Origin of the sequence: Halalkalibacter wakoensis JCM 9140 (assembly GCF_000513095.1) — a bacterium.
Classification (GTDB): Bacteria; Bacillota; Bacilli; order Bacillales; family Bacillaceae_D; genus Halalkalibacter; species Halalkalibacter wakoensis.
In genome coordinates this window covers 16,261-39,355 of record NZ_BAUT01000037.1, presented here as the reverse complement: position 1 = coordinate 39,355, position 23,095 = coordinate 16,261, and the positions used below count along the sequence as shown (strand labels likewise).

The window sequence follows — 23,095 nt, the reverse complement described above, 5'->3', positions numbered from 1 at the left end:
TAAGAAAGAGCCAACGCTATTGCGCTGACTCTATCGGTACAACTCGTTTTATATCAATTCTTGAAAATATCATGTTGCCAATTTTGACTGTAATGATTTCTTGATTATTAATCTGCTCATTGATGCTCTCGGGATCGTAATCATCCACGTTGATCTCATAGGCTTCATTGTCGTGACAAGTAATTTTTACAAGCATTAAAAAGTCCCTCCTATCTGCGATTGAATAAACAACCTTGAAATAATATCAGCAGTGATTCTACCTAAATCGTTAGGCGTTATTGTTACTTCATGCCAGGTGCCACGTTGTATCTTACCGCTACTGTCTGTAGCCAAATAAGGAATGATGTCAATGTCCCTTCCTCTCACATCAGTTATCGGTACTAGATTACCATCTACTCTTATTTCTACAGTAGAAGGCCTTCTCGACAGCTCAAATATTCCGTGCTCAATATCATGAGTGTGGTCAGGTAATGTAATCTGATGAGCGTGGGCAGGGATATCAATTTCATGAGTGTGATTCGGGATATTAACTGTATGTTGGTGATTCGGAATTGTCACATCATGACTGTGACTCGGAACATTAAAATTATGAGTGTGGGAAGGAATAGACACTGAATGACTGTGATTCCCGCTTGATCCAGCAGTTCGGATGTTACCACCGCTCCCCATTAACTCTAATATTCCACCTGAAGAAGCACCCTGATATCTAAGGGTTCGAACGGGTCCTGATGAATCCACCTCGCGAAAAACCAAATGATCATGGTCTCCTCCAGCTTCACTTGACTGTGTAGTTCCCCCACCAGATTGCGTAGATGTTGCCACACCTCCTCCACTACTACTCGTTGCTGTTGTTCCTCCTCCACTAGAGCTAGTTTGGGTTGAGCCACCACCGCTCGATGTAGATTTAACCACAGCTCCTCCAGCAGATGTAGAATCCACTAAAGCCCCGCCACCTTCAATTGCGCGAGAATAAGCCCTGAAAGGTTCAATCTCATACGTGAGAGTCATAGTGTTAATGTTTACTAGACCTTCGTCTAAGTAAAATTTAATCTTCGCTGGATGCTGAGGATCAGCGTTATCTTGATAACCGTGACTATCAATATTGGTGGCACCATTGCTATATAACTCATTGATCTGCTGTCTACGTTGTAAATCAGCGTTTGTGGTACCGAGATTCTTACGGACAGAACCAATTTCTAACTGAATATTACCTGGATCGCCAGTGATATCAGAACGTTTTTCCTTGTTAATTCTCATATCAACGGTCGGCATATCGTCTACATCAATACGGACAACACATCCCACTCGTAGTTGATCCACAGATAAGCCAGTGATCTTAGAAACATCAGCAGCCGTTGTGGACCATGTGACGATAGCTTGTGCCATTGTTCTAATAAACCTTGTCCACTTGCCATTAAGGATTCAGCATCTTTAAAGCGTTGATCTGCCCACACTGTTTCAATGATTTCTTCATTAGGTTCACGTATCTCCAAATAAGGAATACCATTATTCACACTCTCAATCCCTAACTGATTAACACCCTCCCCTGCTCCTAATGGATAAATGCGGTTGTAAACAGACATTGGATCTTCTGTGACCTCAAAGCCTATCAGATTATAACCTTCTTTGATACGACACTTCGCTGCATCGTTTGGACGGACAAGATTCAATGTCCACGGATAGGTTTGTGTATCGAACGTCCAACGATATGGCTCGTTGAATGGCTTAGGTACACTAAAAAAAGCCGAAAGAAGCTTTTCGTTCTCCCAGCTATAATGAAATCGCCTGGTAAACTCAACCGATCCCAAGCGCCAATGTTTATGCTTTTGTCGTTCGATTAAATACTGCAGCACCTCTTCAGTAGTGTAATTACTTAGTTGGTGGTACTTAAATAGAGATGAGTTTAACAATGTGGCCAACACATGCTCACATTGAAACGTCACCTCTTTGGTTGATTCATTTTTAATTGTCTTTTTTGGAATGACACGGAACAAACCGATGTAACGATCACCGTCTGTGATTTCTACGTATTCAAGTAGCTTCACCTTATCTACTTTTGGATCATTTAAAGGCAGTGAAAAATGAGCTGTCCAAATTTGATTCTCGGTTAGATCATAGCCTATCTTGTAGGCATTTTCTAAGATGGACGTGGTTTGTCTGTTCACGTTCAGCGTTTTAATGATTGTAATCACCTCATTTCTAAAAAATAATAAGAGCCCTTTCGGACTCTTACTGTACTAAAAACTTTTTATGTTGCTCTCTCTTGCGTTCTTCTGTTATACGAGCGTATCTTAATGTTGTATCTGGATTGCTATGTCCGAGTAACTCTTGTACAGCAACTAACTCAGCTCCATTGTTCAGAGTTAAGGTAGCGAATGTATGACGCATTACATGTGGGCTGACCTTGTTTTCCAACCCTGCATTTTTAGCAATTTTAGCCACTTCCCGCTGAATACCTCGTTTTGTTAAACGTCTATAAGGTTTGCGGATCGTTACCATTAAAGCTTCGCACTCGTCTTCGCGGGCGGTTAAATATTTTTTCAAATGATACATAGCTTTATAAGAAAAATATACTTCTCGTTCTTTATTACCTTTACCGACAACTCGACAGCTTTTCTCTTGAAAATCAATGTCAGATATATTTAACTGATGTACTTCAGATAATCTACATCCTGTCGCATAAAGAACTTCTATAAATGCACGTTGTCTAACAGTCACACAGGCCTCTCTTAACATTTCTAGTTCCTCGATAGATAAAGCCTTTCCTAATCTCTTCTCAGTCTTAGGTGGCTTTAATTTAACCGTAGGATCACGTTGTATAATTTCTTCACCAGCAAGCCAAGAGAAAAAACTTTTTAAGACTGATAACTTCTTTCCGATTGTACTCATTTTCAAATGCTCGAACTTACCTAAATACACACGAATATCGGCTGCAGTGACATTCTCCGCTTTCTTCTTCACATGTTCTGCAAAAATTCGAAGATCTAACTTATAGCCATCTAACGTAGAAGGGCTTAACCCTTCCAATTTCTTTGTTGATAGGAACAATAGGATTTTTTCGGTTAGATCAGGATGGATCTCTTCATCATCGACCTGAGTGACATGATATTTTGTTACAATCTCAGACAATTGACTTTTTGTTTGCTCTACATTGATCGGCACTAATTCAGAGATAAACCCAGCGATTTCGGAAATTAGTAACTCACCTGCTGTTTTCATTAAATAACCACCTTTGTATAGTTTAAAGAACATTTGTTCGTATTAATCATAACACGTTCCGTTAAACGATACAACCAAAATGTTACTTTAAACGGTACAAATTTAATGATAAAATCTAATTGGAGGTGATTTCATGGAAATTACTATATATTTATCTGAAATATTAAAACAAAAAGGTCTTTCCCAGCGAGAACTTTCTCGAGAAACGAATATTAGATTAGCTTCCATTAATGAAATGTGTAAAAACGAAACCGTTAGGTTACCATTAGATAATTTGGCTAAAATTTGTTGTACACTCGAATGTGATATTTCTGATTTGTTAGTACTAACATGCAACAATAAAGAAATTTCTATAGGTGATCAAAATGAAACAACAAAATAGTGTATCTGAAATTTTTACAAGGTGCTTAAAACGTGATGGTTATACTTGTTGTGACTGCGGTGTCCAGACTAAATTAGAAATTCATCATATTCGTCCGGTTTCCCAAGGAGGGACAAATACTTTAAGTAACTTAAAAACTGTTTGTTCAGATTGTCATAAAAATAATTACAAAGATGTTCATTATCCAAAAGATAAATCTGTATTAATACCACATGAACAACGAGTAAAAACAAGATATGGGATAGATAAAACAAAAAATACTCAAATCCTAATAACTTTCCCCGATGAAATGGTTGATGAAATCGAAACTCACTGGCATGAGAATAAATTAAAAAATAGAAATGAAGCTATTAGAGACCTTATAGAGAAAGGACTTAAATTAAACAAATGACTACAATAGAAGATGTCGCCAAAGAATTAGAACAGTTTATTGGACATCATGATCTAGCAGAAGAATGGCTGCATAACGACATTGTGAAAATGAAGATAGCAATGAGTTATGATGATTGGCTAGATGATATTGATGATCATAAGCTTCACCTCACTTTAAAAGAGCATATCGAAACGTGTCTTGATGAACCAAGATACATCGGAATAGATGAAAAGCCCTAGCTAATAACTGGGGCTTTTTTGATGCTTAAATTAGTTGCGTGCAATGCTTGCATTTGCCCACATCATTACTTCTTCTAACTTAGTCATAGCTAATGATTTCTCACGGCTATCAGGTAGTAATGTGTCTAACGTATTCGCCAGATGTCTACACTCGTTACGAACTCCTTCGTGCTTTGACACCGTTTCTTGATCTTTAGGTGCATGGTATTTAAAATTGTTTTCGATTGATGGTTTCATATTATTTCCTCCTAAAATTTAAAGAGGCACCCACTAAGAGCGCCTCATTTCTCAAATATTGATTCTGTCTCAGTTTCGTCCTACTGTGTATCATCTTCTTGCAGTAGCTCATTTAGTAATTGCATCTGACCGTTCTTCATTAATATTTCTTCCTTGACTCCCTCTGCGTAAGAAGTTACTTTTCTATATTCTTCGTTCAACTTCTTCAAATCCTCTTGAACAACGACTAATTTATCTTGTAAACTCATAAGCACCATCCTCCTTTAAGCTATTAAATCTTTCCATACGCCGTTTTCGCAACCTCTAAACTTTCCTGTTGTTGTATTATAATAAATTAATCCGTCATGAGCTGTCGGTTCTGTTGATAACCTGCCAGGTCTAATACCTTCTGACACAATTAAACGCCCTCTCTGATCGACCGAAAAAACTTCAAGTGCTCCTGCTGTGGACATATAGGAGGCTTTTAACGCTGTGCTTGCAATATCTGTCTCATAGCTACCAATAAAAATCTCAGCACCGCCTCTAAGTCCTGTGAAGTCCTTACCGTTTAATCTAATTGCGGAACCCCCACGATTAGCCTTGAATTTCTTATCGTAGGAAATTTCTAAGGATTGGTCTTGTAATCCAACCACCGCATCTAATCCTTTTACTTTCAATCCGTCCGAAAACCGTCCTACTCCTGCATGGTCAACCGAAAATACTTCTTTAGCTCCCGTAGTAGACATGAAGTTATATTTTATCGACGTAGAAACTAAATCTTTGGTGTAACTGCCGAAAAATAATTCTAATCCACCACGCAGACCTGTGAAGTCTTCACCGTATAACTTTATTGCGCTCCCTGTTCTTGCTGATCCGAACGCATTACCGCCTGTAATCTCTATATACTCATGCTTATCCGGTCTTCTGATTGCTTCTCTTTTTGTGAAAAAGATAGGAACGTTCGACTTCATTTCAATTGGGTTAACTTCAATTCCATATGTTGGTTCATCACAACCTATACGAACAGAACCGAAACGAGTGTGCCATTCAGCGTTAGGGTCATAGTTAGGATTAAAATAAAAGATTTCACCCATGTTTGATTGTTTACCCGATAGCATGGTTAGACGTTTACCCTCACTGTCAAACCCTTCGAAAACATGAAAACCCCAACGACCTTTACCACCTTTTGAAACAAACATAGAATCTGTAGAAACGACACCTTCGAATTCTGACCATATACGTGTGGTACTCGTATTAAAACCATAGTTATATTCTTTTTCTTGCCATTTATCCCAATTAGGGTTTATACCACTTTTTGCACGTAGTTGTTTTAATAGGCTGTCAATCCCTATGGAAGCATCTTCATAATCTAGTTTTTGCATAGTTTGTGCCAACCGTTCACTATGCTCTTTGTAATCATCATCTAATCTTCTCTTTAAAGTTGGAGCTACAGAACCATCCGCTTTCACCCTAGCTTGAGCAGCTTCAACCGACGAATCTCCTTCAATAACAATCGTGTCCAATTGGATTTGAGTGTTTTCAGATTGAGACAGTGCTGTTGTAGACATTGACTTAGCCTCTGTTGAATCAACTTCCGCCTTATTCGCTGCATCGATCGCATCGTTTAACTTATCGGTACCTGTGCGTAATACATCATCATATTTAATTCGTTCTGCTGGCATCAACCCGCCTCCTATAAAAACTTGTCTCGATATTTTATTGATAGACTAAAATTTAAATTAGAACCTGTTATCTGCAATGAATTATCTCCACTTACAAACTCTAAAAAGTCAATTCCATCTAAAATAGTTTCGACTCCATTTCTTTTAACAGAAAAATCACTACCGTCAATAATCCAAGTGTCACTATTAAAATTTGGTAGAGTAATAGACTTACCATTTGCTGATAAAGTCACGTTACTTCCTGTCCCAGATATCGTAATAGTTGGCTTTATAAAACTGCCTAAAACTTGATAATTGATTGTTCTCGCTGATGTTACTTGAACAAGCCCAACCGCCTCGTGTCCATACGTAATGGATAATGAATTAAATTTCACATCTGTACTTCCCCAAGTTATCTCATCACTTTCAACGTTTAAATATTTATGTGGATCATAAGCCGCTAAAGGTAAATCAAATGTCGTGACTCCAACTAACCTGCTTGGGTTTATTTGCTGTGCCAATGTTACTTTGTAAAATTTATCTGGCTCATAATCAAACACAATCTTTACTTCTCTTGGCTGTCCTCTTTTATCAAGAAAAAAAGCAACAAGACGATTTAGGTCATGTTGCTGAATGATACGCTCCCCTGGTATAGCCAAAGGAATCGAGAAATGTCGCTCTCCTATCTCTGTACCAAAGTTCCAAAGACCAGATCGACCAGGAATAGCTAAGGTTTGTTGTTGTATACTAGGTGTCATAGGGTGGACATGATCAACCAATGGGATGAAATTCAAATCCTCAAATCTCACTGCATCATCCATCGTTAACATTAATACACCACCCTTCATTTCTTGCTATACGTCTCATATATTCATCTAACATTCTTGCTAATTCCTCGACATCCTCTTGGCTACGTACATTAAAGATGGCCCCGTTAAACAGACCTTCGAAGTTAATTGTCGTTCCATCGATCTTTCCTTCGTTGTTGCCAAATGAAATGCCGTCCGTATCAATCTTTGTAAACACATTCCCTGCTAGAGCATCCATCGCATGTTCTAACGGTAACCTCGCATTATCAATCGAGTCAGAGATAGGTCCCGCAAAATCCATTTTATGAATATCGCTTAATGGCCCTCTTTTAGCAGGAGAGAATGGCCAAAAATCACGGACAGTTCCAACAATATCTTCAACTACACCAGTAATCTTTCTTTTCATTGACATGATCCCATCAATAGCGGATTGGATGATTGCCTTTCCACTATCGTACAAGTTAAGGTTGTCAAAGAAGCCTTTTATATTGTCAAGAATTGAAGAGACTAATTGAGATGCATTTTCCATCTGATCATTGATGATGTTCTTCATTTCTCCAAAATCTCCCTGTACTAACGCAACAATAAAACGTGTCGCATTTTCAAAGGTCCGCATAAAAAACGAAAGAACAGCATCCACTATACCCTTTGCCATTTCTAAGTAAAGACGAATAAAGTCGGTCATATCTTTGAATCCGCTTGATACAGCATCGACAATTTTTAATACGATATCGATTAACCACTGAAACATGTTCTGGAACCATTCCACAATTTCTCGCACCATGTCTGGAATGATGGAGTTTCCGACAAGAGCCATATAGAGGCCAGTGAAGAAATCAAGGATTGTTCGGACGAAAGTCGAAAAGAAGTTTACTACTCCTTCCCACAAACTTTTCATTGCGTTTACCGCTGATTCTGACGCTTGCTGCCAATAAGACCATGCTCCAGAAAAATCACCAGTCAATAAAGAAATGACCGCATAAAAAACATTGATCAGCATGTCAGCAAAATTGATAACCGCGTCGATCACCGGAACTACGGCAGATACCACAGCAGCAAAAGTAGACACTAAAAGTCCTAGCGCTACAACTACCGTTCCTGCTATAGCAACACCAAGTGCTATTAGAAGAGGTTGGAGTGTCTCAAATAAGTTTTTCAGACTAGACCAAATTGGGCCTAATGAGTTCCAAAAATCTTGAAAGGCACCTTTGACAGTTTCAAATAAAGGAGCAAAGTTAGTAAAAACTTCTTCTGCTTTCGCCTTGATCAAGTCCCAGTTTTTATAAATAAGCACTCCTGCTGCCACTAAAGCTGCAAAGGAGGCAACGGCAATCCCTACCGGTCCAAATAGCAACCCTATTCCTTTTACTAAAGATCCAAATGAAGTTATAAGTCCGCCAATTATTTTTAGCGCTGGTCCGATTCCAACTAATATAGCTCCACCTATTGCAGCGCCTTTAATAACCAAATCTTGCATGCCAGGAGAGAGGTCATCGAACCTGACTTTTAACTCCTGTGCTTTTTCAATCATGTTATTAAAAGCTTCACCAAATTTCACACCTAAATCTGCCGCACTATCTGCTAAACCATCGATAAAACCTATTGCTTCACCGATAAGTGGTTTAATAGTAGAAAAGAAACCTCCTGCTTCACCACCAGCATCAAGAAAGTTTGCACCTACCCTGCTAATAGCGGCTCCAATATTGGCTATTCCTGCAGTAAAAGACTCTTCTCCCATTGTTTTAGCAGCGCCGCCAATATTCTTCTCGACGGCCGCTAAAAACATTTCAGAAGAAACCTTACCTTCTGCAGCCAAGTCTCTAACCTTTTCTGCTGATACTCCTGCTTCTTCCGCAAGCCACTGATAAATTGGTAGACCTCGATCAGAAAGCATCTGTAGTTCTCCATTGTAGGCTTTTTGAGCAGTCTGTACTTTGTTGAATATCGACCCCATACCAGACATCGAATCTCCTGCAATGGCAGCCGCGTCTCCTGTTAACGTCAAATACCTGGTCAATTCTTTACCTGGGTCAATTCCTGCTGCAACGGCACTCGCTGCGGTAGTTGCTGCTTCATCCATGCCATAACTTGTACCACGTACAGAATCAAGAGCAGATGACATAATCACTTCTACGCTCTTCGCATCATGCCCTAAACCTTTCAGTTTTGCTTGTGCGGTATCAATTCCAACCAATCGTCCAAAACCTTTAACTAATGCGACACCAGTTAAAGCACTGGCAGCGGCAACAGCTGGCATCGTGATGTTTCGCGTCAATGAATCACCAACACCGCTTATGCTTCTTCCTAATTGTTGAGCGCTGTTGCCGAACTTTTGAATCTCGGACTGAGCACCTTTGAAAGTGCCAGTAAGACCGTCCATATTACCTAAAATCCCAACTGTCAAATTGCCTAAAAGGCTCATACCCTCCCTCCTCTCGGTCGTTTAATCTTGGAGCCATGGCGTTTATAAAACCCTTTTCTATCTGGTTGATCACCATCAATTGGTTTCGGTTTTTCTTTTGCACCAAAAAGGCCAACCGCAATGCGATTGACCAAAATGTTTGAACTATTCTTTTCATGTTCAATTCCATAGTCGTAATACATAAAAATTTCTTCTATGGACATATGTTTAAGTAAGTACTTTGGAGTTGCCCAAGCGTACATTCTCCCCATTTGGGCAAAAATTCGCCCCAGCTCTAATTTGCGTCGCTGGGGCTCGGAGTGTTTTTTCCTTCTGGGTTCGTTTGTCCTTTCTGATTCTTTTCAGCTCGGTCACGGATTGGTTTCATGATAAACTCCATTAAAACTGTTAACTGCTCCATGCTCGTGTTCTTCACAAGCCAATCTTTTGTCACTTCTTCGCTTTGATTAGTAGCATTACAAATTTTAATCATCATATCGAATACCATAGGAAAGGACTCAGATGATCCAGATTGCAGCATCTCTGCTTTTTCGGCTAATTCCAAAGTAACCTCAGATGGAATTTTTGAAACATCAATTTCCTTTCCTGATAATTTGACGATCCGCTTCTTTGGTATGATCTTATCTAAATCTAAAATTTCTGGTCCGTTTGACATTATTCCAACACTCCTTGCTCATCATAAATTTCAAATAATTGTTCTCCGATATTACGTTTGCCGTCTGGTGTACCTACCATACGAATAGGCGTCATTGCAGGATCTTCTGAATCCGATTCTGGGAACGTAATGTTAATGCCAGATTCAGGAGTTGCTTGGAAAACTGTAATACGAAATTCTCTGTCTTGGTCATCATAGTTTGTGATACGAACCACTCTAGGTGTAAAGGTGCTGATACCACCACTTAACAAGCGAATCGCTTCAAGCGTTCCTTCTATTTGTTCCTCTGGGTTAGCAGGAACCGCAGGGATCGTCTCAACCTTGTCAATCCCACCACGAATCAATGCTAGTGTTTCTAAATTAATCTCCATCAAATCTCCGGCTAGTGCAGCCATATGGTTATTAACACCGACACGAATAACTCCAGCATTATCACTATTTACTCTGACTTCATCCCATGTCTCTTCAAAGACGACACCTCGCATGGCTCCTAAATCCACTAAATTTTCTTCTGTTTCTCCAACCTCAAATTTAGCTGAACCAAACCGGATCGCATTACTGTTTTGGACAGTTGTCATATTTCTTCCCATTTTATTTCTCCTCCTCTTCCAGTTCTGAAATAGTTATAGCTACTTCTTTTCCGTCAAAATGTTCTAACAAATCCGCAACGGCGATTTCATGAACACACAATTCTTCTTTTTCGTTCTTCTGTATTTTTCCATAAACGCTAATCATTTTTTATTCCTCCCTATAAATCATCTTAAAATCACTTGGTATATGATGTAATTTCGTATCTCTTTCATAAAGTTCAGGCAACCCAATCCAAACCCCTTGAATTACTCGTTTAGTGCCAATCGTGCCACTGTAACGATTCAAGATGTTCTTTAGTTCAGCTGAGACATTTTTCGCTTCAGTATATCGTGGAGAAAAAACTGAAAACTGAATCCGCGGAAATGAAACGGGAATATCATGAGCACTGTTCGGCATTTCATAGTAGCAAATGTATGGAGCTTTAACTCCCTCTGGTGCTACTTGAGGATATATACGATTACCGACCATTTCTGTAAGCGATTCATGCGTTAAAAGAAATGCCCTTAATTCATTTGTGAACATTCCCTCACCTACCTTGTTTTGCAATAACAGATCTAAGGCCAGCTATCAAATGTTGCCTTATTTTACGGCGACTTTTATCTAAAGACGGTCTCATAAATGGTCTTGCAGGCTGTCTACTAGTCCCTAGTTCATAAAAAGCAATGTAAAAAGGATCTTCTTTACCGGTCCCGTCCCCAATCACAACATTTGCATAGAAATAACCTTTTCTCGTTTCTCCAATTTCAATTCTCAAAGTATTCCTGGCTTTACTACTTTTAATGGGAACCCTCGCATCAGCTTCACGAAATACGATTTCAGCCGCTTCGGATATAAGGTTTCTTAACTCGCGCTCCATTTCAGCGTTAGCCTTTTGAAGAGCACGAATCACATCTTCAGCACCTTCAACTTTTATACGAGTCCTCATGTTCCGTCTAGCCATTACTGCATCTCCTTGCTTAACAGCTGTAACTCTTTCTTGGCGAATTTAGGATGGAGAACGTGCAAAATATCAAACTCCGTTCCGCTTTGTATGTGGATCGCCTTCATTGTTCGGTCAATCCCTTCACGATAACGGATTCTAATCCTCGTGGTTACTTCTGCTACCATTTGCCTGGCTGATTCATAGTCTCGACCTCGTAGTGGTTCGATAGCTGCCCATAAGGTTGTTACTTCTTGCCAGTTATCGGATGGCTGTCCTGCTCCGTCTAAATCGTTAGGACCTGGTGGACGAATAATTTTAATCCGTTTATCAAGACGGTTAACTAAAACGGTCATTAATCATCACCGCCATAACTGTACTTCAATTGAGTGGCTATACTTTGAATGGTTAAACGGATTTTATCACTTGGCTTTTCGCCGATTAACTCACGGTTTTCATACCAATCTGTAATTAGTACGAGACAATACATTTTTGCTAGATTATTGCTCTCTTCATACTCATAACCTGTTGAATTTCTTAAAAAATCCTGAGAAGCCCCAATCAACATATCGAGCGTTGAATCTTCATCATTCCCATCAATCCTCAACCACTCTTTTACTTCTGGTAAGTTCATCTGATCACCCTCAAAACAAAAAGAATAGGGAAATCCCCTACTCTCCTTGTGTGCTTACTGCAAGACCGATTTCTCCGTACACAAACGCTTCAGCATCACGCATTTTTACATCAAGACGTTCGATAGCACGTAAGAGTGTGCTGTCTGTAATAAAGCTATCGTGTGCTTCGTCAGACGCTTTAATAGATAAATTTTCACGGTCAAAGATAACAACTGCTTCTTTTAAATCACCAATGATTAAAGGTGCTTTATTAGTTACAGATGGTAAGTCTTTATTAGAAATAACTGTTACATTTTTACCAAATAATTGTTTACCGCTTGGAGACGTAATAGACGGTTGAAGTAAATATTTACCCTCTGCATCCTTTAACGTGTCTAACCAGTTAAATCCATCTTGGTTTGTCACAACCTCAGTTGTAGCAGCAAATGCAGGGTCTAACGTTACGTTCATGGCTTTCTTGATACCGTCCACATCATCGATTGCTGTTTTTGCTTTTGTACCTAATGTGGTTAATACTAATTTGTTACGTGTTACTCTTGATTCGTCTCCCACCCATTTCGTTAAGAATTGAACCACGTTAGTATCTGAATCTTTGATAGCTTCGTTGGAAGTTCGCATGAAGCCGGCATATTTTTTTGCTTTATAGCCTAATCGTGTGAATTTAGGTGTTGCTTTTTCTGGGATTTCTGCAAGTTCGTCTACTTCAATAAATCCCGTTTGTTGCGCACGTGTTTTGAATGTACGTGCACCTTCCATTGTTTTGATTGGTTCCACCGTTACTAATTTAGTTAAATCATCTTTAGATTCACGGTATTCATTGATTTTTGTCTGAATATCTTTAGGTACTGTAAAACCACCATCTTCATCAACGCTAACTGTAACAACGTTATCAATGCGGCGAGTACGTAATACATTACAAAAATCAGCTACTGGTGTCTTTTCTGTTTTCGGTTCAGGTTTTTTGTTCTCAATTACTTTTTGTGCATCCTCGAACAGATCCTTTGCAATGTCAAAATCCTTTTCAAGATTTTTAATCTCATCACGTAACTTTTCGGCTCCGTCACGGTCACCTTTATTCAGCAACTCACGTGCTTCCGCTTTTTTATTGTTGATATTCTCTAACATTTCTCTTAATTTTTTGTTCATTCTTTATCGCTCCTTTTATAGTAAATCAAGCTCCAGACTTAAATTGTCTAGTACCTGTTTATTTTGCATTTTCTTAATGACGTCTAACGTGTGCTTATTACTGTTAGTGATCGCTTTACGGTTAAAATTGACTGGTGCTAAGTTTGTCACTTGGATCGGTTCATCCTGGTACATCATCACGTCTGCAAAACCGTCCTTAATCGCTTTATTAGCCGACATCCATGTTTCATCGCTCATTAAATCCCAAATAGCGTCAGCGTCTAAGCCTGTCTTCAACACGTAAGCATTAACGATTGTCTCCTTAACAGTGTCTAAAATGTCAGCAACCTTGCGTAAGTCCTTAGCCTCGCCCCACGCACCACCTAAAGGGTTATGAATCATCATCATGCTTGTAGGCGACATGTGGATTTCATCTGCTGACATGGCGATAACAGAAGCGGCACTAAAAGCCATACTATCAATCTTGGCAATAACTTTACCGTCATGCTCTTTTAAAGCATTATAGATTGCGGCGCCTGCCCAAACAGAACCGCCAGGGCTATCAATCCAAACAGTGATGTCCTTACCTTTATGTTCCGCTAGTTGATTACGAAAGGCGCTAGGTGAAGCGTGTGGTTCCCCGAACCAGTCATAGATCCAAGCGTCTCCGTCATCTATGATTTCACCTTCAATACGTAACTCAATTAAATTCGAGCCGTCTTCTTGCTTGACGTTTTTAAAATTCCAAAACATTATTCCTCACCTCCTTCGCTGTCAACAACTGCTCCATATTGCTTACCTGCTAAGGTAAGGGGGATATAGTTGCCATTCGCATATAATCTATCTCCACCATCAGCAATTGGACGATCTAACTCGTTTCTTGCTTCATCTGGTTTGATAATGCCGTTATTAACCCCAATCGCTAACGATTCCATTTGTGTCTTACTGTCAGCCCTTAAAATCACGTTGACATTAAAGCGCCAGTAGTAGCCACTATCAATAAGCTTTTGAGATAAAAGCTTATATGTGATTTCTTCTTCGTACTGCTTGACAATAAATAAAATCGTATCAACATAAAAAGCCAAGTTCTGCGATTCTGCTGACGCGTAACTTGACTTTTGATAATCGTTTATTTGGTTTGGTTTGATCCCGAATGCTCCGGCAACCTGTAGTGCGTTGTATTTCTTCAGCTCGAAAAATTGGCTATCAGTTAGCTTAATATTGAGTGTACAAGCTTCATACCGAGTGGTACAGGAATGATTTTCCCTGCATTCTTTGAACCACTTGAAAATTCTTCAAAACCTTTAACCAACCTCTTTTTAGATTTATCATCTAATTCTCCGGTGTACTCCAGTACCGCCTTTCCTGTAAGTCCCGTCTTATAGAGATTTGTCATGAATTTTTGACTGTGAAGGTTGCCGTTTACTGTCTCTTTTAAAATGTCACGCACTGGCTTACCCTTGATTCCGTCAAACGTCATACTTGTTTTAAAGTGCATTACATTGTCGCTTGGTATAACATAAATCTTATTCGTTTTAGGGTCCGTGTACTTATACCAAAGATTATTTACTTCACCAAATAGTCCTGCGTCATCAATAACATGCTCTACGTTCTCACTTTGCATAATCCATAGATCTTTCGGCTCTACACCATTATATCGAATCCATACGTAGGCATTTCCGTGATGATTTCGGTTCATTTCTACTGTTGCCCAAAAGACGGCTGATGTCATATAAGGGTTAGGCCTAAGTTTAAGCAAATTATATAGCTCTTGTTTATCACTTTTAATAACGCCTTTATCCGTATCTTGATACATCTTCAAAGGTAACTTACCTATAGTCTCTGATAATATTTTTAAGCATGTGTAGTAGGTGGCATCGGATAATGCATCGCCTACTTTATCATCAAGACCTAACCACTCTACCAACGTCTTCCATCCTTTATTGAAATCGGCCTGCGGTTTTTCTTCGCTTTCATTCTTAAACCAGCTAAAAAATTTCAACGTCTCACCTCCTTTATGTCTACCACCCCATCATTCCTAAAAATTCTTCGGTAGTTTCATTTAAGTCCGTTACATCAACATCCTCAAATAGCATAGCAGTCGCCATGGCATTGACTAATGCTACCGTCACATCGATACGCTCTCTCGATTTATTCTTCATAGGCTTAATGTTTTCATTGCCGTCCACAGCCACGACAACGTTCCCCCAGCACCAACGTGCAAGTGGATTCTTTTCGTGACTCATATGGCCCGATTTCATCAATCGTTCGATTGTTTTCATTGCAGGGCTCATATTTTTCATGTCCTGACCAATTTCAATGACATCCACACCTTCGCGCATCAATCGTTGTGTTAACATCCGGCTATTCCATGGATCCGTTCCTATTGTTGCAATGTCATATTGCTGATTAGCTACTAGCAACTTAGCTTCTACAAAATCGTAATCAACGACATCCCCAGGAGTCGCATGTAAAAACTTTTGATTGACCCACCTGTCATACGGCACTTGGTCGCGTTTGACACGCTCCTTCATGTTATCCTCTGGAATCCAAGCATCGTGGATGAAGCGCCAATCATCAAATCCTTCTTGCGGAGGGAACAAGTAAACAACCCCAGTAATATCAGTTGTACTGGATAAATCAAGACCAGGATAACACTTCTTCCCGACTAATTCTGATAAATCCCATTTTCCTTCTGTTCGATCCCACAAGGTCAAAGGTTGCCAGCCGACACGTTTTATCGATATCCACTGATTCAACCGCAACCAACGAAAAAGACGTTCGCTTGCCTCGGAATTTCGAGCAGCTAACGCCTCACTTCTCAATGCTTCAATTGGTATTGCGTGACCGAGTGAAGGATTTACTCGGTACCAAACTTCTTCATCAAAAATATCATCATCTTCATTAATTCCATAAATCTTAACATACCAAGTAGGATCGATAAGCTCCCCATCTCGTAACTTTATGGCTTGTTCATGGATTTCCCAACCAATCGAGTTACGGTCTGGATCATCACCAGCTGTTGTAATAACCCACCATAAGGGCTCTTTACGAGTCGCGCCGGCACCGAATGTCATGACGTCCCACAAATCACGGTTTGGTTGAGCATGCAGTTCATCAAAAATAACAACTGTCGGGTTGATACCGTGTTTACTGAAAGCTTCAGCAGACAGAACTTTTAAAATAGTTCCTGTCTCAATGTTTAAGATTTCCTTTCTGCTGTCTGTTACCTTTAAAATCTTACTGAGCTCTTCATCCTGTTCAATCATTGCAACGGCTGCTTTATACACTAAGCCTGCTTGTGCTCTATCCGCTGCGCAACAATAGATTTGCCCTTGTGGGGGATCACAAACAAGATGATAAACAGATAAGCCAGCAATCTTTGTTGTTTTACCGTTCTTTTTCGGTATTTCAAGGTAGGCATATCTGTATTGTCTGTATCCTTGTTCATTTACCGTCCCGTATACGTCCCACAAGATATCATGTTGCCAATCTTGTAATATAAAAGGCTCACCGTAAAAATCATCTACCAATTTGAGCATTTGGATAAACTCAACAACCTCCATAGCTCTGTCTTTATCTATCCTAGCCATGGGTACCACGACGCTTTAAAAACTTTGCCATTGGCGACTCTTCTTTGTCACCCTCTGGCTTTTTAGGAATAGCTCGCATACGAGAAACAGGATTGAGAAAGAGACGATCTTCCAGTTTGAGCATCTTGTCCCGCACTTGATTTTGTTTCGTTATGACCTCTTTTAAATCTTCATAAACGCTTAATTTTTTGCCTATTTTCTCTTCTGATTCCATCATGGTTTTTAGTTCAACATAGAGGTCTTGAAGAAAATGTTCTTGCCCTTTCAACTGGCAATAACGATTAACGGTTGCCTGGTCTAAACCTTCCACAAATTCAATTTCTTTGTATAACTTTTTTAATCGCAAAAATTCTTTATGTGCAACAGGATCGGCTTTTGTGGCAGGTTCTTCCTTGATTGTCGTTCCTGTTTGCAACGATTTTTCCATCTTCTCCCGATGGTCTAATTCGGCTTTTGTACGTCTATCCTTGTTACCTTCTAACTTGATTAATTGGACTGGTTTAGATGGTCGTCCTGCCATCAAAATCACCTCCTCTGAAAAAATTTCATTTTGCGAAAAAAATTCACGCGAAGCTGGGGGGGCGGTCTCCATATAGAGGGGCAAAAACTTTAAAATACCCCCCTACCCCTATAAACCCTTGATCACCCGCATATTTCCTGTTTTTTCTTTTGTTTTCACCCATATTTTCTCGTTTTCACGAATGATCTATCTTTCCATGACAACTATTGCATAGACTTATCAAGTTACGTAGCACCAAGCGTAAATGCCAGCATGACTTTACTGTCTTAATATGATGGACCATATCAGCTGACTGAATGAGTTTATTTCTAAGGCAATGCTGGCACAAGTAATGGTCACGTCTTAAGGCTGCCTCTCTCGTCAGTTCCCATTCTTTTGAGAGATAAAAAGCTTTAGCCTTCTGATCACGTTTGTATCGGTCATAAAACTTATGCCGATTCTTTTTGTCCTCTTCCGCAAGATGACTATGTTCATCACAGTATTTCTCAGCGGTTAAGTTACGACAACTCGTTTTGTGACATTTTCTTTTTGGTTTATTGGCCATCTTACAATGCTGATCTCACACAAATAAATAAAGGCTTACGATCTATTACCTGTGATTTAGCTGCTAGTTTGATAGGAACGTGCCAATTATAATTTGGTTTAGGTTTATTATTCTCTTTAAGTAGTTCATATAACTCAATTACTCTTGCTTTCAGTTCCTCAAAACAATTCTTGAAAGCTTCATAAAATGCTTGCGCTACAGTCCGTGCATATTCTTCTGCTTCTTTTGAAATCATCTTCTTCATCTCCTTTTAAGAAAATAAAAAGACACCCAATCGGATGCCTTTTAATCAATATTTATTGTTATTTCTTGTCTTTCCTCATCGAATTCATTCAACGGTGTGAACACAAGTTCCAATGGATCTTCTTTGTTTTCCAGTTTATACGTTAAACTCACCTTATGCGCTCCATTCTCTGCATTAGGGAAATATACATCACTTCTATTTCTGTTTTCAACATCCCAGGCACCTGTGGTCTCTTCTAAATCATTCTCTCCCTGGTAAACTGAAAGCAAGGTAATAGACATAAACATTTTCTTTCCATCAGCAGCTTGATTCAACCAATTAAATGATACTTCTGCAAAGATGTTGTCCTCTGCTTCATAAACGTGGACTTGATTCATATTTACAGTGAATTCCCCAAATAAGAGTTGTTCATCGAGTTCAATTACTTTTTCAAGCGTTTCTTCCTGTGTTTCTGGTTCTTCTGGTTCCTGCTCAACTTCTTCTGGCTGTTCTGTTTCTACAGGTGCTGTTCCCTCTTGATTAGCGATTCCTTCTTTAGCTTGATTGACTCCTGTTATCGCACCATAGATGATTAACACAACGAAAAATGCTACAACCCAAAACCACCACTTCTTATATATTACCTTCTTCATAACCAATCCCCCTATCTATGTATAGGATTGATTATACTACCATCCCTAATAAAAGGAAATTAGATTAAAAGAGACCTTAGATGGGTTTCTAAAGGAAAGATATGATGGACTAATGCTGCCAAGGTTGTATCCCCATACCGACCTACACTTTTAACCTCAATTTACTTGCTTTGCTATTCCTTAGTCCAATGTCACATATCTAAGAGGGAGTTATATTCGCCCAACAGCGAAACACCTTGCTATATATAAGCTAACTCTGCTTTAATAATTGAATATCACAACCTATAATTTATGTGATATTAAGGGTACAAAAAGAATGTTTTTTCGTATCCTGATTAACTAATTTTAAACTTCTTCATCGCATTATCCATTGCGTCCTGATCCACTCCAATGTAACGCAATGTCTCTGCTTGGCTAGTGTGATTCAATAACTTCTGGAGAAGTGCAATATCCTTTGTTTGATTATAAAAGTGATAACCAAACGTTTTACGAAGTGTGTGGCATCCGATTTCATCCAAACCATGTGCTTCAGCTGCCTCCCTTAAAATTCTATAAGCAGTTTCCCTGACAATTGGCTTGTTGGTACCTTTGCGAGATTGAAAGAGAAATTCATCTGCTTTCATACCAGCACAATATTTTTTTAATTCTCGATGTAGATCAGGTGTAATCCGTTGGCGCTTTTGCTTCTTTGTTTTGAACTCTCTCAAACTTAGGTAATGTCCGCTAACGTCTTTGACCTTTAAATTAAGAATGTCTTTTATCCTTAATCCAGTGTTAATTCCAAGGAAGAAGAACATATAATTACGTTCACTTGCCTTTCGTAAAAACTCTCCAATATCGTGAATCTTTTTGGGATCTCTAATTGGTTGGACGAAATTCACATACCATCACACTCCTTTCGAAAATACTTCTTACCTATAGGTGGCAAAAGGGAGACAAGAATTGAACAAAAATAAAAAACCGCTAATTTGCTAGCGGTTGGCAGAATAGTGAAGTTGATTTTTTTATTTTAATCTTCTCGTCACATCTCGTTAGAATTTTATTTATTGTACCTTTCTTTACTCCAAGCATCTTTGCTGCATCTTGCCTCGAGAAACATTGACCGCGAATTAATATATAAATCTCTCGTTCTCTATCAGTTAGATTACTTAATGCTTCTTTTATGCTTTCTTTCTCATATTCTGTTATTCCAGTATGACTTGTTGTAGATTCAGCAACAAATGATTGCATGACTAGTGGATCAAGTGGCTGTTCGATTTGATATGCTGCTCTTCTCTCAATTCCTCTTCTATGACCAGGCGGCGACCTGTTTGCATCCACTCCAGAGCATACCTTAAATCGCTTGCCATACTTCCAAGATACACTTTATCTTCATCACTTGCCGTATCCTTTGCCTCCTCGACCCACTTCAATGATTGCTTATACTCCTGAACAAGATTTTGCATATCATTCCGCCCCCTAGTTTATTTTTGTCTCCATGCACCACGACGTTTGCCATATGTAGGGCGATAAGCGCCCATTAACTCCTCGATGTCTCGTCTTGAAAATGACACTGTTTTCTTTGACTTTTTGTTTTGTTTTTTTGAATCAATCATGAACATCACCCTTTCTTAAATAAAAAAGAGGACACTGAGAAATAACGTGTTAGTCGTTATCCTTCAGTGCCCTCCGATTCCGGTCAGGCTTATTAATTTTTTTGTTCTCTGTTAGATCATTTTTTGATCGTACTGCGAACTAACTAACTTTGTGAATTGATACAACATATTCAAGTAGCTGCTTCCCTAAAAACTCTGTGTAAGCAGGTGGAATCGCTTCTGCTAATTCGGCTCTATTCATCCAATCAATACCACCCATAGCAAAGCCCCAATATAAAACGATCTGCTTAGAATTAAGACCTCTTACACCGCCATTACCACAAATCGAAATACTGCCATCTTCACCTATTCCGTTTCCTGCGGAAGGTGTTTTCATTTTACTTCTGTCAATTACAGGTTCTTGCAGCGGAATATTACTTTCAAACCAACGTTCACGTTGCGTATATAAATTCTTGAATTGAGAGCCAAATAACTTAATCGGATTGATAAGCGTTGACCCTGCTACATTCTCGATAATATAGGGCTTACCTGTCTTTATCAGTAGCTCTCTAGTTTCGGGTATCAAATCTAAATGATCACCGTATTTACCGCCATTGCGCGCTTCTGACAATCCCCTCGCTTTACTATGCGCTTGACATGGTGGGCTTGCAGCAATAGCTGAAAACTGACTAATAAACTCATGATCTTTTAATATTTCAATTGCATCAGCTTGTATAAACTCAAAAGGATAATTTGGCTGCGGGTTAATATCTACGCCAACAACTTCAAACCCTGCTTTTTTGTACCCTGCTGAACAACCTCCTGCTTTACAAAACAAATCTAACAATTTAGGCTTTTTCATTTTCACAATCTCCCCTCATTTATTGCGCAGTTTCCTTCGATTATCGGTTCAGTATCAGTCCAAAATCAGACCATTATCAGTCCAAAGATTCGAACTACGACTTATTCGATTTCTAATTCCCTTTCAAAAACTTCTAATTCTTCTTTAACACCTTTGATAAATTTATCTCTTGCGATTTTGGGGGCGTAATCGAAATCATACTCTCCACAAGAAGGGCATCCGCCTTCAATCTCATGGCTTGCTTGACCTAATGTTGTCCAAACAAAGTTACATTCACGACACATAAAGAACGAACGCATAAATAATCCTTTGTAAGAAGTCATTTGTTCAAAATATTTATCCATATAAATTCCTCCTATTGTTTACTACACAGTTTCCCTCAATTTATCAGTCCAGTATCAGACCATTATCAGTCCAAATTTACGTACTGTACATTAATCAAAAACCAATCTACCTTTACTGAAAAACTGATAAAGCTTGCTATCAAACTCTTTTTTGTTCACGCACTTATAAATATCAACACTGTTTACCCTAATGGTTTCACCAATTTCATACTCAAATTTAGTCTTTTCTGGTTCGTCATTCCCAAGTACAATATATAACTCCATACAATCACTCCTTTCCTGTTTCGCTTTTTCTCTCTAAAACAATCCCATAATTATTAAAGTGAATAAAACTCCACAACCAAAACCTAAAAACCACCCTATTCCTTCTCTCATATAGTTAGTTACCTCCTTTGATGAACAGTTTCTCTCGACTATTCAACTTCTTTCTAATTTTCTTTTGTGAAATACTTAACCTCATCCACATTAAATGCTGCAATTATCTCCGAACCTTTAATATACTGTTCTGATATAGAGGATCTCTGGTTGTAAAAACGTATCAATCCTCCAGTTTCATTGACGTTTTGGCAAACGACCATGATTTGAACACCATTTTTCAACCGAATAAGGTATTTGTTTTCCATCTACTCCACTTCCCATTCCCGCTATTTGTTTATGCTAATTTTTTCTACTGCTATTGCTTACTCCGTTGTATTTTTTTAATTTCTTTATTTTCCACACGATCTACAGCACCATTAATCCAAACAATCAACTGGTCGCCAAAACCGCTTGATGGTGGATCAATTGCTGTTATTTCTCCGTTTTCTACAATCAAAATTTGTCTACTCTTAACCTCAATCTCTACAATTTGAGTTTCATTGTTTACCTGAAAATTTATACCTTTACACTTTGGCATTTCAATACCCCTCCACTTGTCTCAAATGATTAATGCGATTTTTCTTTTCATACGCTTGGACAACTTCTTCCCACGTAAAACCCCACTCGTGAACTAAATCAACAAATGATTGGAACATGTACAAGTAATCAGATACACTTCTGTTTCTTTCGAAGTATAATACATGCTGTAAAATTGTTAGGATATTTCTTTTTATATCAACATCAAAATCATTAATATTAACGGTTATAAATTGTATAGCTTTCTTTTCGTATTCCATCTCAATACCTAATGAAAGAATAAAAGATAAACAATCTGCTATCTCTTCCAAAAGCTCATCTTTACGAGGTATTTGATCATTGCTCCAAAACTTAAAAGCTCTCCATTCATTAACAGCTTCAGAAAGTTCGACAATCAATGCAACGATTTTTCCTACAAAAAGTTTAGACGCCTCTAACTCTTTATTTACAATGATTTCTGTATCTAACCCTCTTTGTTTATTAAATAGCATTCTCAAGTTCATTAAGTACTTCCTCCTCAATTACTTTTATGGTTACAATACAATCCCTACACATTTCTACGTTCTCTTGTTCTCCAGTTGTTAAATCCATTGTGACTATGGGCGCAATAAATGTTTTTTTAACTCTAGTTTCACAAAAAGG

Annotated in this window: 38 protein-coding genes; 3 read left to right on the top strand and 35 right to left on the bottom strand. The window is 38.8% G+C overall.

What is annotated here, in order from left to right; genetic code table 11:
* Positions 1 to 16 precede the first annotated feature (16 nt).
* The 4 genes from JCM9140_RS13965 to xerA all read right to left on the bottom strand — a co-directional run bounded on the left by JCM9140_RS13965 (position 17) and on the right by xerA (position 3,219).
* Positions 17 to 196 carry a hypothetical protein gene (locus JCM9140_RS13965; RefSeq protein WP_034747619.1) on the bottom strand — a complete coding sequence of 60 codons (180 nt, stop codon included), beginning with the start codon at positions 194 to 196 and terminating at the stop codon, positions 17 to 19.
* Positions 196 to 1,386, bottom strand: a complete 1,191-nt coding sequence (locus JCM9140_RS24560) for a hypothetical protein (RefSeq protein ID WP_235715356.1) — start codon at positions 1,384 to 1,386, stop codon at positions 196 to 198. The genes JCM9140_RS13965 and JCM9140_RS24560 overlap by 1 nt, the downstream gene beginning before the upstream one ends.
* Complete coding sequence (locus JCM9140_RS24555) at positions 1,278 to 2,165, bottom strand: phage tail spike protein (protein ID WP_235715355.1); 888 nt, start codon at positions 2,163 to 2,165, stop codon at positions 1,278 to 1,280. The genes JCM9140_RS24560 and JCM9140_RS24555 overlap by 109 nt, the downstream gene beginning before the upstream one ends.
* A 64-nt stretch (positions 2,166 to 2,229) precedes the next feature.
* A complete protein-coding gene (xerA, locus tag JCM9140_RS13955) occupies positions 2,230 to 3,219 on the bottom strand; it encodes a site-specific tyrosine recombinase/integron integrase (RefSeq protein WP_034747615.1) in 990 nt (329 codons plus the stop codon).
* A gap of 133 nt (positions 3,220 to 3,352) precedes the next feature.
* Between xerA and JCM9140_RS13950 the strand changes: the two genes are divergently transcribed.
* From JCM9140_RS13950 to JCM9140_RS13940, 3 genes are read left to right on the top strand one after another with little or no spacing between them, the layout of a single operon-like run.
* Entirely contained in the window at positions 3,353 to 3,601 is a 249-nt protein-coding gene (locus tag JCM9140_RS13950) for a helix-turn-helix domain-containing protein (RefSeq protein ID WP_052002275.1), read from the top strand.
* A complete protein-coding gene (locus JCM9140_RS25455) occupies positions 3,585 to 3,992 on the top strand; it encodes a ribbon-helix-helix domain-containing protein (RefSeq protein WP_034747612.1) in 408 nt (135 codons plus the stop codon). Before JCM9140_RS13950 ends, JCM9140_RS25455 begins: the two co-directional genes overlap by 17 nt.
* Complete coding sequence (locus JCM9140_RS13940) at positions 3,989 to 4,213, top strand: hypothetical protein (RefSeq protein WP_034747610.1); 225 nt, start codon at positions 3,989 to 3,991, stop codon at positions 4,211 to 4,213. The genes JCM9140_RS25455 and JCM9140_RS13940 overlap by 4 nt, the downstream gene beginning before the upstream one ends.
* Before the next feature lie 30 nt (positions 4,214 to 4,243).
* On the opposite strand, the gene JCM9140_RS13935 is transcribed toward JCM9140_RS13940, so the two are convergent.
* From JCM9140_RS13935 to JCM9140_RS13810, 31 genes are all read right to left on the bottom strand, one after another.
* Positions 4,244 to 4,450, bottom strand: coding sequence for an Acb2/Tad1 domain-containing protein (locus JCM9140_RS13935; protein ID WP_034747606.1), 207 nt, complete (start codon positions 4,448 to 4,450; stop codon positions 4,244 to 4,246).
* Positions 4,451 to 4,530: 80 nt separating this feature from the next.
* Entirely contained in the window at positions 4,531 to 4,698 is a 168-nt protein-coding gene (locus JCM9140_RS23830; protein WP_156314885.1) for a hypothetical protein, read from the bottom strand.
* A 15-nt stretch (positions 4,699 to 4,713) separates the two neighbouring features.
* Positions 4,714 to 6,111 carry a hypothetical protein gene (locus tag JCM9140_RS13930; protein WP_034747602.1) on the bottom strand — a complete coding sequence of 466 codons (1,398 nt, stop codon included), beginning with the start codon at positions 6,109 to 6,111 and terminating at the stop codon, positions 4,714 to 4,716.
* Between the two features lie 11 nt (positions 6,112 to 6,122).
* Positions 6,123 to 6,920, bottom strand: a complete 798-nt coding sequence (locus JCM9140_RS13925; RefSeq protein WP_034747599.1) for a distal tail protein Dit — start codon at positions 6,918 to 6,920, stop codon at positions 6,123 to 6,125.
* Positions 6,904 to 9,321: a phage tail protein gene (locus JCM9140_RS13920; protein ID WP_034747596.1), complete on the bottom strand. Its 2,418-nt coding sequence runs from the start codon at positions 9,319 to 9,321 to the stop codon at positions 6,904 to 6,906. Before JCM9140_RS13920 ends, JCM9140_RS13925 begins: the two co-directional genes overlap by 17 nt.
* Positions 9,318 to 9,503 (bottom strand): hypothetical protein, encoded by a 186-nt coding sequence (locus JCM9140_RS13915; RefSeq protein WP_156314884.1) that lies wholly within the window; start codon positions 9,501 to 9,503, stop codon positions 9,318 to 9,320. Before JCM9140_RS13915 ends, JCM9140_RS13920 begins: the two co-directional genes overlap by 4 nt.
* Positions 9,504 to 9,595: 92 nt before the next feature.
* Positions 9,596 to 9,976: a hypothetical protein gene (locus JCM9140_RS13910; RefSeq protein WP_034747588.1), complete on the bottom strand. Its 381-nt coding sequence runs from the start codon at positions 9,974 to 9,976 to the stop codon at positions 9,596 to 9,598.
* Positions 9,976 to 10,566 (bottom strand): hypothetical protein, encoded by a 591-nt coding sequence (locus JCM9140_RS13905; protein ID WP_034747585.1) that lies wholly within the window; start codon positions 10,564 to 10,566, stop codon positions 9,976 to 9,978. Before JCM9140_RS13905 ends, JCM9140_RS13910 begins: the two co-directional genes overlap by 1 nt.
* A gap of 1 nt (position 10,567) precedes the next feature.
* On the bottom strand, positions 10,568 to 10,711 hold the full coding sequence (locus tag JCM9140_RS23825) for a hypothetical protein (RefSeq protein WP_156314883.1): 144 nt from the start codon (positions 10,709 to 10,711) through the stop codon (positions 10,568 to 10,570).
* Between the two features lie 3 nt (positions 10,712 to 10,714).
* Positions 10,715 to 11,089, bottom strand: a complete 375-nt coding sequence (gene gp17, locus JCM9140_RS13900; RefSeq protein WP_034747582.1) for a tail completion protein gp17 — start codon at positions 11,087 to 11,089, stop codon at positions 10,715 to 10,717.
* 4 nt (positions 11,090 to 11,093) lie between these two features.
* On the bottom strand, positions 11,094 to 11,507 hold the full coding sequence (locus tag JCM9140_RS13895; protein ID WP_034747579.1) for an HK97-gp10 family putative phage morphogenesis protein: 414 nt from the start codon (positions 11,505 to 11,507) through the stop codon (positions 11,094 to 11,096).
* Positions 11,507 to 11,842, bottom strand: coding sequence for a phage head closure protein (locus JCM9140_RS13890; RefSeq protein WP_034747576.1), 336 nt, complete (start codon positions 11,840 to 11,842; stop codon positions 11,507 to 11,509). The genes JCM9140_RS13895 and JCM9140_RS13890 overlap by 1 nt, the downstream gene beginning before the upstream one ends.
* Complete coding sequence (locus tag JCM9140_RS13885) at positions 11,842 to 12,120, bottom strand: head-tail connector protein (RefSeq protein WP_034747573.1); 279 nt, start codon at positions 12,118 to 12,120, stop codon at positions 11,842 to 11,844. Before JCM9140_RS13885 ends, JCM9140_RS13890 begins: the two co-directional genes overlap by 1 nt.
* 37 nt (positions 12,121 to 12,157) lie before the next feature.
* Positions 12,158 to 13,267: a phage major capsid protein gene (locus JCM9140_RS13880; protein WP_034747570.1), complete on the bottom strand. Its 1,110-nt coding sequence runs from the start codon at positions 13,265 to 13,267 to the stop codon at positions 12,158 to 12,160.
* A 15-nt stretch (positions 13,268 to 13,282) separates the two neighbouring features.
* Entirely contained in the window at positions 13,283 to 13,999 is a 717-nt protein-coding gene (locus tag JCM9140_RS13875; RefSeq protein ID WP_034747567.1) for a head maturation protease, ClpP-related, read from the bottom strand.
* A complete protein-coding gene (locus JCM9140_RS25450; protein WP_439644305.1) occupies positions 13,999 to 14,436 on the bottom strand; it encodes a phage portal protein in 438 nt (145 codons plus the stop codon). The genes JCM9140_RS13875 and JCM9140_RS25450 overlap by 1 nt, the downstream gene beginning before the upstream one ends.
* 20 nt (positions 14,437 to 14,456) lie before the next feature.
* Positions 14,457 to 15,248 (bottom strand): phage portal protein, encoded by a 792-nt coding sequence (locus tag JCM9140_RS25445; RefSeq protein WP_439644303.1) that lies wholly within the window; start codon positions 15,246 to 15,248, stop codon positions 14,457 to 14,459.
* A gap of 19 nt (positions 15,249 to 15,267) precedes the next feature.
* Complete coding sequence (locus JCM9140_RS13865) at positions 15,268 to 16,839, bottom strand: terminase large subunit (protein ID WP_034747564.1); 1,572 nt, start codon at positions 16,837 to 16,839, stop codon at positions 15,268 to 15,270.
* Positions 16,832 to 17,359 (bottom strand): P27 family phage terminase small subunit, encoded by a 528-nt coding sequence (locus JCM9140_RS13860; protein WP_034747562.1) that lies wholly within the window; start codon positions 17,357 to 17,359, stop codon positions 16,832 to 16,834. Before JCM9140_RS13860 ends, JCM9140_RS13865 begins: the two co-directional genes overlap by 8 nt.
* A 175-nt stretch (positions 17,360 to 17,534) precedes the next feature.
* Positions 17,535 to 17,903, bottom strand: coding sequence for an HNH endonuclease (locus tag JCM9140_RS23225; RefSeq protein WP_034747560.1), 369 nt, complete (start codon positions 17,901 to 17,903; stop codon positions 17,535 to 17,537).
* A gap of 1 nt (position 17,904) precedes the next feature.
* Entirely contained in the window at positions 17,905 to 18,138 is a 234-nt protein-coding gene (locus tag JCM9140_RS13850) for a hypothetical protein (RefSeq protein WP_034747558.1), read from the bottom strand.
* A gap of 50 nt (positions 18,139 to 18,188) precedes the next feature.
* Complete coding sequence (locus tag JCM9140_RS22635; RefSeq protein WP_052002274.1) at positions 18,189 to 18,779, bottom strand: DUF5067 domain-containing protein; 591 nt, start codon at positions 18,777 to 18,779, stop codon at positions 18,189 to 18,191.
* A 335-nt stretch (positions 18,780 to 19,114) separates the two neighbouring features.
* Positions 19,115 to 19,660, bottom strand: a complete 546-nt coding sequence (locus tag JCM9140_RS13840; RefSeq protein ID WP_034747555.1) for a site-specific integrase — start codon at positions 19,658 to 19,660, stop codon at positions 19,115 to 19,117.
* 82 nt (positions 19,661 to 19,742) lie between these two features.
* The gene (locus JCM9140_RS22630; RefSeq protein ID WP_156314881.1) at positions 19,743 to 20,099 is read right to left on the bottom strand and encodes a sigma factor-like helix-turn-helix DNA-binding protein; all 357 of its coding nucleotides are present in this window, start codon (positions 20,097 to 20,099) and stop codon (positions 19,743 to 19,745) included.
* A gap of 143 nt (positions 20,100 to 20,242) precedes the next feature.
* Positions 20,243 to 20,374 (bottom strand): hypothetical protein, encoded by a 132-nt coding sequence (locus JCM9140_RS24930; protein ID WP_268870572.1) that lies wholly within the window; start codon positions 20,372 to 20,374, stop codon positions 20,243 to 20,245.
* 139 nt (positions 20,375 to 20,513) lie between these two features.
* Positions 20,514 to 21,215 carry a DNA cytosine methyltransferase gene (locus JCM9140_RS13830; RefSeq protein WP_034747553.1) on the bottom strand — a complete coding sequence of 234 codons (702 nt, stop codon included), beginning with the start codon at positions 21,213 to 21,215 and terminating at the stop codon, positions 20,514 to 20,516.
* Positions 21,216 to 21,316: 101 nt separating this feature from the next.
* The gene (locus tag JCM9140_RS13825; protein ID WP_034747550.1) at positions 21,317 to 21,559 is read right to left on the bottom strand and encodes a hypothetical protein; all 243 of its coding nucleotides are present in this window, start codon (positions 21,557 to 21,559) and stop codon (positions 21,317 to 21,319) included.
* A 90-nt stretch (positions 21,560 to 21,649) separates the two neighbouring features.
* Entirely contained in the window at positions 21,650 to 21,823 is a 174-nt protein-coding gene (locus tag JCM9140_RS23820; RefSeq protein WP_166485467.1) for a hypothetical protein, read from the bottom strand.
* A 164-nt stretch (positions 21,824 to 21,987) separates the two neighbouring features.
* Positions 21,988 to 22,182, bottom strand: coding sequence for a hypothetical protein (locus JCM9140_RS13820; protein WP_034747547.1), 195 nt, complete (start codon positions 22,180 to 22,182; stop codon positions 21,988 to 21,990).
* A 50-nt stretch (positions 22,183 to 22,232) separates the two neighbouring features.
* Positions 22,233 to 22,454, bottom strand: a complete 222-nt coding sequence (locus tag JCM9140_RS13815) for a DUF3954 domain-containing protein (protein ID WP_052002271.1) — start codon at positions 22,452 to 22,454, stop codon at positions 22,233 to 22,235.
* A 1-nt stretch (position 22,455) separates the two neighbouring features.
* On the bottom strand, positions 22,456 to 22,956 hold the full coding sequence (locus tag JCM9140_RS13810; RefSeq protein WP_034747544.1) for a dUTP diphosphatase: 501 nt from the start codon (positions 22,954 to 22,956) through the stop codon (positions 22,456 to 22,458).
* Positions 22,957 to 23,095: the final 139 nt, after the last annotated feature.

What these genes read in the sequence shown, in the direction of transcription:
- JCM9140_RS13825 (WP_034747550.1), bottom strand. Translation starts at nt 21,559, where the DNA reads ATGGATAAATATTTTGAACAAATGACTTCTTACAAAGGATTATTTATG.
- JCM9140_RS13915 (WP_156314884.1), bottom strand. Translation starts at nt 9,503, where the DNA reads ATGTATTACGACTATGGAATTGAACATGAAAAGAATAGTTCAAACATT.
- JCM9140_RS23820 (WP_166485467.1), bottom strand. Translation starts at nt 21,823, where the DNA reads ATGGAGTTATATATTGTACTTGGGAATGACGAACCAGAAAAGACTAAA.
- JCM9140_RS13890 (WP_034747576.1), bottom strand. Translation starts at nt 11,842, where the DNA reads ATGACCGTTTTAGTTAACCGTCTTGATAAACGGATTAAAATTATTCGT.
- JCM9140_RS24560 (WP_235715356.1), bottom strand. Translation starts at nt 1,386, where the DNA reads ATGGCACAAGCTATCGTCACATGGTCCACAACGGCTGCTGATGTTTCT.
- JCM9140_RS13930 (WP_034747602.1), bottom strand. Translation starts at nt 6,111, where the DNA reads ATGCCAGCAGAACGAATTAAATATGATGATGTATTACGCACAGGTACC.
- JCM9140_RS13885 (WP_034747573.1), bottom strand. Translation starts at nt 12,120, where the DNA reads ATGAACTTACCAGAAGTAAAAGAGTGGTTGAGGATTGATGGGAATGAT.
- JCM9140_RS13950 (WP_052002275.1), top strand. Translation starts at nt 3,353, where the DNA reads ATGGAAATTACTATATATTTATCTGAAATATTAAAACAAAAAGGTCTT.
- JCM9140_RS23830 (WP_156314885.1), bottom strand. Translation starts at nt 4,698, where the DNA reads ATGAGTTTACAAGATAAATTAGTCGTTGTTCAAGAGGATTTGAAGAAG.
- JCM9140_RS13965 (WP_034747619.1), bottom strand. Translation starts at nt 196, where the DNA reads ATGCTTGTAAAAATTACTTGTCACGACAATGAAGCCTATGAGATCAAC.
- gp17 (WP_034747582.1), bottom strand. Translation starts at nt 11,089, where the DNA reads ATGTTCACAAATGAATTAAGGGCATTTCTTTTAACGCATGAATCGCTT.
- JCM9140_RS22635 (WP_052002274.1), bottom strand. Translation starts at nt 18,779, where the DNA reads ATGAAGAAGGTAATATATAAGAAGTGGTGGTTTTGGGTTGTAGCATTT.
- JCM9140_RS13935 (WP_034747606.1), bottom strand. Translation starts at nt 4,450, where the DNA reads ATGAAACCATCAATCGAAAACAATTTTAAATACCATGCACCTAAAGAT.
- JCM9140_RS25455 (WP_034747612.1), top strand. Translation starts at nt 3,585, where the DNA reads ATGAAACAACAAAATAGTGTATCTGAAATTTTTACAAGGTGCTTAAAA.
- JCM9140_RS13905 (WP_034747585.1), bottom strand. Translation starts at nt 10,566, where the DNA reads ATGGGAAGAAATATGACAACTGTCCAAAACAGTAATGCGATCCGGTTT.
- JCM9140_RS13860 (WP_034747562.1), bottom strand. Translation starts at nt 17,359, where the DNA reads ATGGCAGGACGACCATCTAAACCAGTCCAATTAATCAAGTTAGAAGGT.
- JCM9140_RS13895 (WP_034747579.1), bottom strand. Translation starts at nt 11,507, where the DNA reads ATGGCTAGACGGAACATGAGGACTCGTATAAAAGTTGAAGGTGCTGAA.
- xerA (WP_034747615.1), bottom strand. Translation starts at nt 3,219, where the DNA reads ATGAAAACAGCAGGTGAGTTACTAATTTCCGAAATCGCTGGGTTTATC.
- JCM9140_RS13810 (WP_034747544.1), bottom strand. Translation starts at nt 22,956, where the DNA reads ATGAACTTGAGAATGCTATTTAATAAACAAAGAGGGTTAGATACAGAA.
- JCM9140_RS13820 (WP_034747547.1), bottom strand. Translation starts at nt 22,182, where the DNA reads ATGGAAAACAAATACCTTATTCGGTTGAAAAATGGTGTTCAAATCATG.
- JCM9140_RS23225 (WP_034747560.1), bottom strand. Translation starts at nt 17,903, where the DNA reads ATGGCCAATAAACCAAAAAGAAAATGTCACAAAACGAGTTGTCGTAAC.
- JCM9140_RS13830 (WP_034747553.1), bottom strand. Translation starts at nt 21,215, where the DNA reads ATGAAAAAGCCTAAATTGTTAGATTTGTTTTGTAAAGCAGGAGGTTGT.
- JCM9140_RS13875 (WP_034747567.1), bottom strand. Translation starts at nt 13,999, where the DNA reads ATGTTTTGGAATTTTAAAAACGTCAAGCAAGAAGACGGCTCGAATTTA.
- JCM9140_RS13940 (WP_034747610.1), top strand. Translation starts at nt 3,989, where the DNA reads ATGACTACAATAGAAGATGTCGCCAAAGAATTAGAACAGTTTATTGGA.
- JCM9140_RS23825 (WP_156314883.1), bottom strand. Translation starts at nt 10,711, where the DNA reads ATGATTAGCGTTTATGGAAAAATACAGAAGAACGAAAAAGAAGAATTG.
- JCM9140_RS13850 (WP_034747558.1), bottom strand. Translation starts at nt 18,138, where the DNA reads ATGATTTCAAAAGAAGCAGAAGAATATGCACGGACTGTAGCGCAAGCA.
- JCM9140_RS13880 (WP_034747570.1), bottom strand. Translation starts at nt 13,267, where the DNA reads ATGAACAAAAAATTAAGAGAAATGTTAGAGAATATCAACAATAAAAAA.
- JCM9140_RS13815 (WP_052002271.1), bottom strand. Translation starts at nt 22,454, where the DNA reads ATGCCAAAGTGTAAAGGTATAAATTTTCAGGTAAACAATGAAACTCAA.
- JCM9140_RS13865 (WP_034747564.1), bottom strand. Translation starts at nt 16,839, where the DNA reads ATGGCTAGGATAGATAAAGACAGAGCTATGGAGGTTGTTGAGTTTATC.
- JCM9140_RS13910 (WP_034747588.1), bottom strand. Translation starts at nt 9,976, where the DNA reads ATGTCAAACGGACCAGAAATTTTAGATTTAGATAAGATCATACCAAAG.
- JCM9140_RS13925 (WP_034747599.1), bottom strand. Translation starts at nt 6,920, where the DNA reads ATGTTAACGATGGATGATGCAGTGAGATTTGAGGATTTGAATTTCATC.
- JCM9140_RS13920 (WP_034747596.1), bottom strand. Translation starts at nt 9,321, where the DNA reads ATGAGCCTTTTAGGCAATTTGACAGTTGGGATTTTAGGTAATATGGAC.
- JCM9140_RS24930 (WP_268870572.1), bottom strand. Translation starts at nt 20,374, where the DNA reads ATGATTGATTCAAAAAAACAAAACAAAAAGTCAAAGAAAACAGTGTCA.